The organism is Pseudomonas sp. MN1F, from assembly GCF_009391885.1.
Classification (GTDB): Bacteria; Pseudomonadota; Gammaproteobacteria; order Pseudomonadales; family Pseudomonadaceae; genus Aquipseudomonas.
The window spans coordinates 82,148-90,136 of record NZ_VZII01000006.1 but is presented as its reverse complement, the minus strand read 5'-3'; the positions used below and the strand labels follow the sequence as shown (position 1 = coordinate 90,136).

General features: G+C 67.8%; 6 protein-coding genes. All 6 read right to left on the bottom strand.

Translation table 11 applies throughout. The features are described from left to right. Position 1 precedes the first annotated feature (1 nt). From F6X59_RS02915 to F6X59_RS02890, 6 genes are read right to left on the bottom strand one after another with little or no spacing between them, the layout of a single operon-like run. Positions 2–946, bottom strand: coding sequence for an OB-fold domain-containing protein (locus tag F6X59_RS02915; RefSeq protein ID WP_152954378.1), 945 nt, complete (start codon positions 944–946; stop codon positions 2–4). A gap of 5 nt (positions 947–951) precedes the next feature. Continuing rightward, complete coding sequence (locus tag F6X59_RS02910) at positions 952–2,163, bottom strand: thiolase family protein (RefSeq protein ID WP_152954377.1); 1,212 nt, start codon at positions 2,161–2,163, stop codon at positions 952–954. 49 nt (positions 2,164–2,212) lie between these two features. Then, positions 2,213–3,880, bottom strand: a complete 1,668-nt coding sequence (locus F6X59_RS02905) for a DUF1302 family protein (protein WP_346654520.1) — start codon at positions 3,878–3,880, stop codon at positions 2,213–2,215. Further along, a complete protein-coding gene (locus F6X59_RS02900) occupies positions 3,858–5,012 on the bottom strand; it encodes an MBL fold metallo-hydrolase (protein WP_152954373.1) in 1,155 nt (384 codons plus the stop codon). The genes F6X59_RS02905 and F6X59_RS02900 overlap by 23 nt, the downstream gene beginning before the upstream one ends. Then, positions 5,005–6,858 carry a long-chain-acyl-CoA synthetase gene (locus tag F6X59_RS02895; protein ID WP_152954371.1) on the bottom strand — a complete coding sequence of 618 codons (1,854 nt, stop codon included), beginning with the start codon at positions 6,856–6,858 and terminating at the stop codon, positions 5,005–5,007. The genes F6X59_RS02900 and F6X59_RS02895 overlap by 8 nt, the downstream gene beginning before the upstream one ends. Further along, entirely contained in the window at positions 6,855–7,937 is a 1,083-nt protein-coding gene (locus F6X59_RS02890) for an alkene reductase (protein WP_152954369.1), read from the bottom strand. The genes F6X59_RS02895 and F6X59_RS02890 overlap by 4 nt, the downstream gene beginning before the upstream one ends. Positions 7,938–7,989 lie beyond the last annotated feature (52 nt).

Genomic DNA, 7,989 nt, shown 5'->3' with positions numbered 1-7,989 from the left:
ATCAACGCTGGTAGAGGATCACCAGGTCGTTGATCACCGAAGGCCGCTCCTGGCCGACCACGTGGGTGTTGATTTCCAGGGTCAACTGGGTCCCACGCTGATTCAGCTCGACCGCCTTGACCCTGGCCCGGGCATGAATGCGTGAGCCGGCCGGCACCGGCGCGGGGAAGCGCAAGCGGTCGGAGCCGTAGTTGATCTGCGTGGTGAAGCCGGTGATCTCGAAGCCCAGCGCCAGCTTCAGCCGCGATTGCAGCACCTGCACCAGCGCGCCGTGGGCGATGGTGCCGCCGAACGGGCTGCTGCGCCGGGCCCGCTCAGGGTCGGTGTGGATCCAGTAGTCGTCACCCGAAAGCTCGGCAAAGGCATCGATCAGTGCCTGGTCCACCAGCAGGCTGTTGCTCCAGTCGCTGTACTGCTCGCTGACCAGGGCCTGCAGCGCGGCCTGGTCCTGGCAGTCGACCTGCAAGCGGCTATCCGGCGCCTCGGCAGGCGCTACCGCCTCGACCAGCGGCGGTGCTTCCAGCGCTGTGGCGTCCTGCGCAAGGCCAGTGAAGCGCAGCAGCCGGGTGCCCTTGCCATCGACCTCGGCAAACACCGGCTGCAACGGCATGCCAATGCGGATCTGCTCTTCCTCCAGGCCCACCAGGGTGGTGTTGACCCGCACCCCTTCGGCCAGCTCCACCACTGCCAGCTTCTGCGGCATTTCATCGATGAAGTCCGGCAGGGTCGGAATGCGCGTCAAGGTGTAGCTGTACAGCGTCGCCTGGCCGCTCACCTCACGCCACGCCGGGTCCGGCGCCAGGCAGGCCGGGCAGTGCCGGCGCGGGTAGAACAGCCACTGGGCACAGGCGCCACACTGCTGCACCAGCAGGCGGCGGGCCTTGAGCCCTTCCCAGAACGGCGCGGAGATTTCGGTCGCCACGGGCATCGGTTTGTTGTTCGACATGATGGTCATGCTCCCTGAAGAATCAATGCGCCCTGCTCGCTCATCACGCCACCGGTACCGGAGACGTAGACGCTGTCGCAGCGCTGCAACTGGCGTTCGCCCGCAGCCCCGGCGATCTGCGTGACCGCCTCGATGACCTGGGACATGCCGCCGGCCGAGCCGGCCTGGCCAAAGCTGAGCTGGCCGCCATGGGTGTTCATGGGGAAGTCGCCGCGCCAGGTCAGGTCGTGTTCGCGGACAAACGCCATGCCCTCGCCCTTGCCGCAGAACCCGGCGTCTTCCAGGGTCAGCAAGGCGGTGATGGTGTAGCAGTCGTAGATCTGCGCGGCATCGACATCGGCAGGCTTCAGCCCGGCCATGGCGAAGGCGCGGCGCGAGGCCGGGCCGATCGGTGTGTGCACCATGTCCTCGGCGTAGGTCGGCGACTTGAACGCCAGGTGCTCGCCAAAGCCTGTGATGTACGCCGGGCGTTTGCGCGCACGTGCTGCCAGTTCCTTGTTGGTGATGATCAGCGCCGCGCCGCCGGCCACCGGCATGACGATCTCCAACACGTGCAGCGGGTCGGCGACCCTACGGCTGGCCAGCACCTGCTCCACGGTCAGCGGCTGGCCGTAGAACATCGCCTGCGGATTGGCCTGGGCGTTGGTGCGCTGGTCCACGGCGATTTTCGCCAGGGCCCGTGGGTCGTAGCCGAACTGCGAGGCGTAACGCTGGGCGATCATCGCGTAGCCGGTGTTCTGGCCCATGTGCCCGTAGGGCAGGTCGAACTCCGCTTCCGGGGCGCCGAACGCCGTGCTGTGGCCGCCAAAGCGCATGGCTCGGGCCATCCAGCCTGGGTCCTCGTCCGGCCCCAACGGTGCCATGCGCGCCGGCAGCACGCACAGCACCGCCTGGCACAGGCCCAGTTCGATGGCGGCAGCGGCGCGCCAGACCATGCCGACCGAGGTACATCCCCCCAGGTCGACCACTTCGGCGAAGTTCAGCCGCAGGCCGAGGTATTCGGCGGCCATGGCCGGGACGAACACCGAGGCTTCGTGGAACTGCGGCCCGTTGATCACCAGGCCGTCCAGGTCCGAGGCGTGCAGGCCGGCATCGCGCAGGGCCTGGGCGGCCAGGTCGGCGACCTGTTCGAGGTGGAACATCTTCGGTGCCGTGGCGTACTTCTCTGGCTTGTACTGCGCGGTACCGACTATTGCTGCGTGGCCTTTGAGCCCCATGGTGCCTCCATGCCGGCGCGCGCAGGCGCCAGCGTTGTCAGGTGATCGGTCAGAAGGTGTATTTCAACGAGAAGGTGGCGTAGTCACGGTCGGCGTACGGCCGCTTGATCGGGTCGGGCGAGCCGAGGTAGCCGACATAGGTCAGCGCGGCCTCCAGGTTGCCCAGGTACTTGAAGGTGGTGCCCACGCTGATGCGCCGGTCACCCTGCACGCCGGAAATGCTCCCTGACATGGGCGTCGAGCCGCTGAACACGTTGGAGAAGCGCACCGGCACCTCCAGGTCCCAGCCCTGGAACACCCCCGGGTAACTGAACGATGCACCTACGGTGTAGGCACTGGCATCCCGCGTGCGCCAGCCGGTCGCGGTCTTGTAGGTGTAGTTGTCGGACGCCGCTACCAGAGGTGCCAGGCTCGGCAGCAGCGCCACGCCCTGCAGGTTGCCGGCTGCGGAGGTGGCGTCGACGCTGTCGACCTTGACGTGGATGATCTCGCCGGTGAGGGTGGTCTGGCTGGCCCATGGCCGGTCGCCCAGCACGCGCATGGCCGAGAGCTGGAACTGCTGGCCCTTGCCGCGCGCCGGAGTCGGCCCGAGGCCGGTGTTGACCATCACCGGGGCGCCGTCGCGGTACGACCATTCGCCGCCGATCTGGGTCTCGCCGAGCTTGGTCGAGGCGCTGATACCGGTGAGTTTGATGTCTTCGAAGTACTTCACCCGGTAGCCGTTGGCGGCGAAGGCGAACAAGCCGCCACCCACCGGCACCGGGCTGTAGCCGACCAGCGCGGTGGCCGGGTTCTTGTCGTGGTAGTTGACGTGGAACAGCGACAGTTCCAGCGCCGGCACCGGCCGGTAGCGCAGCTGCACGCCCCACTGGCCACTGTCGCGAGGCTCGTCGGTGCCACGGTACGGCACATTGCCGGTCGGCGTGATGAGGAACTCGCGGCCCGGGCCGATCACATCGGTGCCCGACAGGTAGCTGCCTACCGGGGCCAGCTCGGTGCCCTTCCACTCGTACTGCATATAGGCGCCGAAGGTGAACTGCGGGTTGAAGCGGTAAGAGGCCGACACCTGGCCCACCGGCAGCAGCACTTCCTTGACCTCGACCCCGGGTTGCGCGGCCTTGACCGCGTCGGATGGGTTCTGCACGCCGTTGACTCCGGGGTAGTACAGGCTCTCGCCCCAGGACTCGATATGCCGCCCGGCCTTGACGTCGAGCATCGAGTCGTTGTCGAACCGCCAGCCACCGAACACGTAGGCATCCAGCAGGCGGGTACGGCCACCGCTGTAGTACTTGGCATCGCTGGTGAACTCGTCGTTGTCGCCGGTCTTGTTGACGGTGGCCGGCGAGTTGTTGTCGTTCTTGCGGTGGTAGACGTCGTCGTAGAAGGTACTGGCGCGCACCACGGCGCCGTAGTTGTCCATGCGCATGATCATCTCGCCCAGTGCACCCAGGCGGTTGGTGGTCAGGCTGCCCTGGTTGAAGTTGCGGTCGCCGTCGTCGGCGTTGACGCCCATCAGGCGGTCGCTGGGCTTGGCCAGGCGCACGCCGATGCCGTAGCTGGTGGTCACCGACCAGTCGAGGGTGGCGCCATTGTCGAACTCGATGGTATCCCCCGCCCAGGCCGACGCCGATGCCAGGGCAATCGCCGCCGTCAGGCCGGCCAGCGGCAAGCCGCGGCAGGCAAGGCCAGTATCGTTATTGTTGTTCTTGTCGATCACACGGACTCTCCTGAAGGGCAGCCGGCTGGCTGCCTGGAATGGTCAACGTTGCCGTCGGGCCGGGCGCGGCCGCGGGTTGCCCCGGCGTGCCACGGCGGTAGCGGTAGTGCGCCTGGTACAGCTCGCGTACCAGCAGCCCTTCGGTCATGAGGTAGTTGGCATGGGCCAACGTTTCGCCAAGCGCCATCAGTTCGTCGAAACGACCTGACAGCTTGGGGAACAGCACGGCCATCAGCTCGAGCGCGCTGCGTGGCGCGTCGCAGCTGGCCAGCAGCTTGGCCAGCTGGGCCTGGTGATGCGCCTGCAACTGGCCCAGGCGCGCGTGCAGCTGGTAGAACGGTCGCTCGTGGGCCGGCAGCACCAGCACGCTGTCGGGCAGCCTGCGCAGGTGTTCGAGCGAGGCCAGCCAGTCGCGCAGCGGGTCGGCCTCGGGTTCGGTGGCATGCACGCCCACCGTCGGGGTGATGCGTGGCAGCACCTGGTCGCCGGCGATCAGCAGGCTGCCATCCTCGGCATACAGGCAGGCGTGCTCGGGGGAATGGCCGCGCCCCACCACCACGCGCCACTGGCGATTGCCGATGGGCAGGCGGTCGCCATCACGCAGGCGCCGGTAGCTGTTGAAGTGCAGCGGGCGGAAGTGACCGCTCTGGATCAACCGGTACAGCTCGTCGATCTGCGCGTCGCTGAAACCCGCCTTGGCATGGAAGTCGTGGAAGTCCCAACCCGGCGCCTGCCCCGCGGGCACCGTGACGTACAGCGAGCGGTACTCGCTGGCGGTCATGTAGATCGGGCAGCGGTAGCGTTCGGCGAGCCAAGCGGCGACGCCGGCATGGTCGGAGTGGTAGTGGGTGCAGATCACCGCCAGTACCGGCTGGCCGGCGAACAGCCCGGCGAACACCTGCTCCCAGGCGGCACGGGTCTGCTCGGTGTTCATGCCGGTGTCCACCACCACCCAGCCGTCGCCATGGCGCAGCAGGTACAGGTTGATGTGGTCGAGGCGGTACGGCAGCGGCATGCGCAGCCACCACACGCCGTCGGCCACCTCGCGCCATTCGCCACTGCCCTGTGCCTGCGGCCAGGGGTAGCGCAAGCCACTGGCCAGTTCGTGCCCATCGGCGTTGAGCTCAGCCATGCTGGCCACCGCTGAATGCAGGCAAACCAACCTGGGCCAGCATCTCCAGTGAATAAGGCTGGTAAGTGGCACTGCTTTCGTCGCGGATGAACAGCGGGTCGGCGCAGGCTTGCGGGCAGTAGCCCTGGCGCTGCAGGTCAACCTTGCGCAACTTGAAGGTGCTGGTCAGGTCCGCTGCCGCACTCACCCGCACGAACAGCGGCGCGGCATAGCGCGGCAAGCGTGCCTCGGTCAGCTGGTAGAACGCCTGCGGGTCGAACACTTCCCCGGGCTGCATCAGCACCGCGGCCATGCCCGCCCTGCCCTCGTGCTCCGGCACCTGCACGCCATAGACGTTGATCAGCTCAAGGCCCGGCAGGTCGCCGAGGGCGTCGGCCACCTCCTGGGTGGAGACGTTCTCGCTCTTCCAGCGGAAGGTGTCGCCAATGCGGTCGACGAAATAGCAGTAGCCATCGGCATCCTCGCGCAGCAGGTCGCCCGAGCTCCACCAGGCATCGCCGGCCTGCAGCACATCGCGGCGGATCTTGCTTTCGGTGGCGGCTGCGCAGGTATAGCCCTCGAAACGGCCACCGCCGATATCGGGATGGTCGACGATGAAGCCCATCGCCTCGCCCACTTCGCCGACTTCACATAGCTGGTAGAAGCCGTTCTCGTCGCGCGGGTGGCACTCGTTCTCCACGTCATAGCGCACCAGGCGCAGGTTGGTGCGGTTCCAGTCCGGCACCCGGCCGCAGGAGCCGAGGTAGTTGTCGACGTTGATCAGGTTGGTGTTGGCTTCGGTGGCGCCCCAGCCCTCGAACACCTGGATCGGGCCGAACCGCTCGACCCAGCGTTGCCAGGCCTCTGCCGACAGGCCGGCGCCGAGCATGCAGCGCAGGCTGTGCTCGCGCTCCCCGGCCTGGACCGGGCGGTTGAGCAGGTAGCGGCAGATTTCGCCGATGTACTGGAACACGCTGATGCGATGGCGCGTCACGTCGTGCCAGAACTCGCGCACGCTGAACTTGCGCCGCACCACGATGCTCGCGCCCACGCGCAGGGCCGTGGAGGTGACCGAGGTGGCAGCCGCGCCGTGGTACAGCGGCAGGCAGCAATAGAACACATCGGCGGCCGTGGCCTGCAAGGTCACTTCCATCACATCGCCCGAGGACATCCAGCGCATATGGCTGTAGCGCGCCGCTTTCGGCAGGCCGGTGGTGCCCGAGGTGAAGATCAGCAGGGTCGGTGCCTGGGCCTCGATGGGCGCACGCAGCGCCCGCGGGAAGCGGCTGCGCGGCGCGGCGGCGAGGTCCTGGGCGAACGTGGTGTCGATTCCGGCTGGCAGCTCACCCGCCCATGGCTGTTCGGCGTCATTGACCAGCCACAGCGGCAGCGGCGGCAAGCCTTCGGTCGCCTGCAGGTTGCCCAGGCACTCCTCGCCGACCACCAGCGCCTTGGCGTTGGTGGTCTGCAACGCATGCACCAAGGGTTTGCCGGCCACCTGGGTGTTGATGAACGCCACCACCACGCCGAGTTTGACCAGGCCGAACCAGCAGGCGAAGAACGCCGGGCGGTTCTCCATGGCCAGGGCGCACACGTCACCGGGGCGCAGGCCGCGGGCCAGGCAGGCATGGGCCATCTGGTCGGCCAGGCGGTCGACTTCGGCGTAGCTCAGTACCTGCTCGCCATAAATCAGGAACGGCCGTTCGCCTTGGCGATCGGCCTGGGCTTCCAGGCGGTCGGCCAGGGTGTAAAGGTCACGTGGCTTGATCTGCGCGCTGGCAGCGCTGCGCAGGTCAAGCAGGGCCTGGGTCTGCTCACGGCTGACCGGCTGTAGCGCCGGGGCGTGCAGTGGTTGAGGCAGGTTCATTGCGCCACCTCCGTGCTGGCCTGCCAGCTGGGGTAGTCGCTGTAGCCGCGTGCCCCCGAGGTGTACAACGTCTTGCGGTCGAAGCCTGCCAGGGGCCGCCCGTGGCGCAGGCGCTCGACCAGGTCCGGGTTGCCGATGAAGTGGCGGCCGAAGGACACCGCTGCGCCCTCGCCGGCCGCCAGCGCAGCCTGCGCCGAGGCACCATCGAAGCCATCGTTGAGGATCAACGCCTGGGCGCTGTTACTGCGCGCCAGGGCGAAGGCATCGAGCCCCGGTACCGGCGAGCGCATGACATGCAGGTACGCCAGGCTCAACGGCGCCACCGCCGCACACAGCGCCGCGCTGGTCACGGCCGGCTCGTGGTCGTCGATGTCGTTGTACGGGTTGCCGGGGCACAGGCGCAGGCCGACCCGGCCCGCACCGATGGCGCCCGCCATGGCTTCGAGCACTTCCCTGGCAAAACGCACGCGGTTCTGCGCATTGCCACCGTAGGCATCGTCGCGCTGGTTGCTGCCGGCAGCCATGAACTGCATAGGCAGGTAACCGCTGGTGCAATGCAGTTCGACGCCATCGAAGCCCGCCTCGCGGGCATTCAGCGCGGCGCGGCGATAGTCGTCGATCACCCCGGCGATGCCCTCCAGGGTCAATGCCTCGGGCATCTCGGCGTCGACCATGCCGGCTGTGTCGCTGAACAGCTGGGTACGCGCACGGATCGCCGAGGGCGCCACCGTGGCGGCGCCGAGCGGCTTGTTATGGTGGCTGGCAGCGCGCCCCACGTGCATCAGTTGCAGCACGATGCGCCCCCCTTCACCGTGCACGGCACGGGTCACCTGGCGCCAGGCCGCGACCTGTTCGGCGCTGTAGATGGCCGGGGTGCGGCAGTAGCCCAGGCCGCTGGCCGAAGGCGCGGTGCCCTCGGCCACGATCAGCCCGGCGCTGGCCCGCTGGCGGTAGTAGGTGACCATGTCGCTGCCCGGCACACCTTGGCGGTCGGCACGGCTGCGGGTCATCGGGGCCATGACGATGCGGTTGGCCAACTGCAGGTCACCCAGCCGCACAGGCTCGAACAAGATGCTCATTTCAGCTCCTTCACTCTTCTTGTTGCCGGTGCGCAAGGGGCGCGCGACACCG

Excerpts from the sequence above, each read along its gene's own strand:
- F6X59_RS02895 (WP_152954371.1), bottom strand. The coding sequence starts at position 6,858 with ATGAACCTGCCTCAACCACTGCACGCCCCGGCGCTACAGCCGGTCAGC.
- F6X59_RS02900 (WP_152954373.1), bottom strand. The coding sequence starts at position 5,012 with ATGGCTGAGCTCAACGCCGATGGGCACGAACTGGCCAGTGGCTTGCGC.
- F6X59_RS02910 (WP_152954377.1), bottom strand. The coding sequence starts at position 2,163 with ATGGGGCTCAAAGGCCACGCAGCAATAGTCGGTACCGCGCAGTACAAG.
- F6X59_RS02890 (WP_152954369.1), bottom strand. The coding sequence starts at position 7,937 with ATGAGCATCTTGTTCGAGCCTGTGCGGCTGGGTGACCTGCAGTTGGCC.
- F6X59_RS02915 (WP_152954378.1), bottom strand. The coding sequence starts at position 946 with ATGTCGAACAACAAACCGATGCCCGTGGCGACCGAAATCTCCGCGCCG.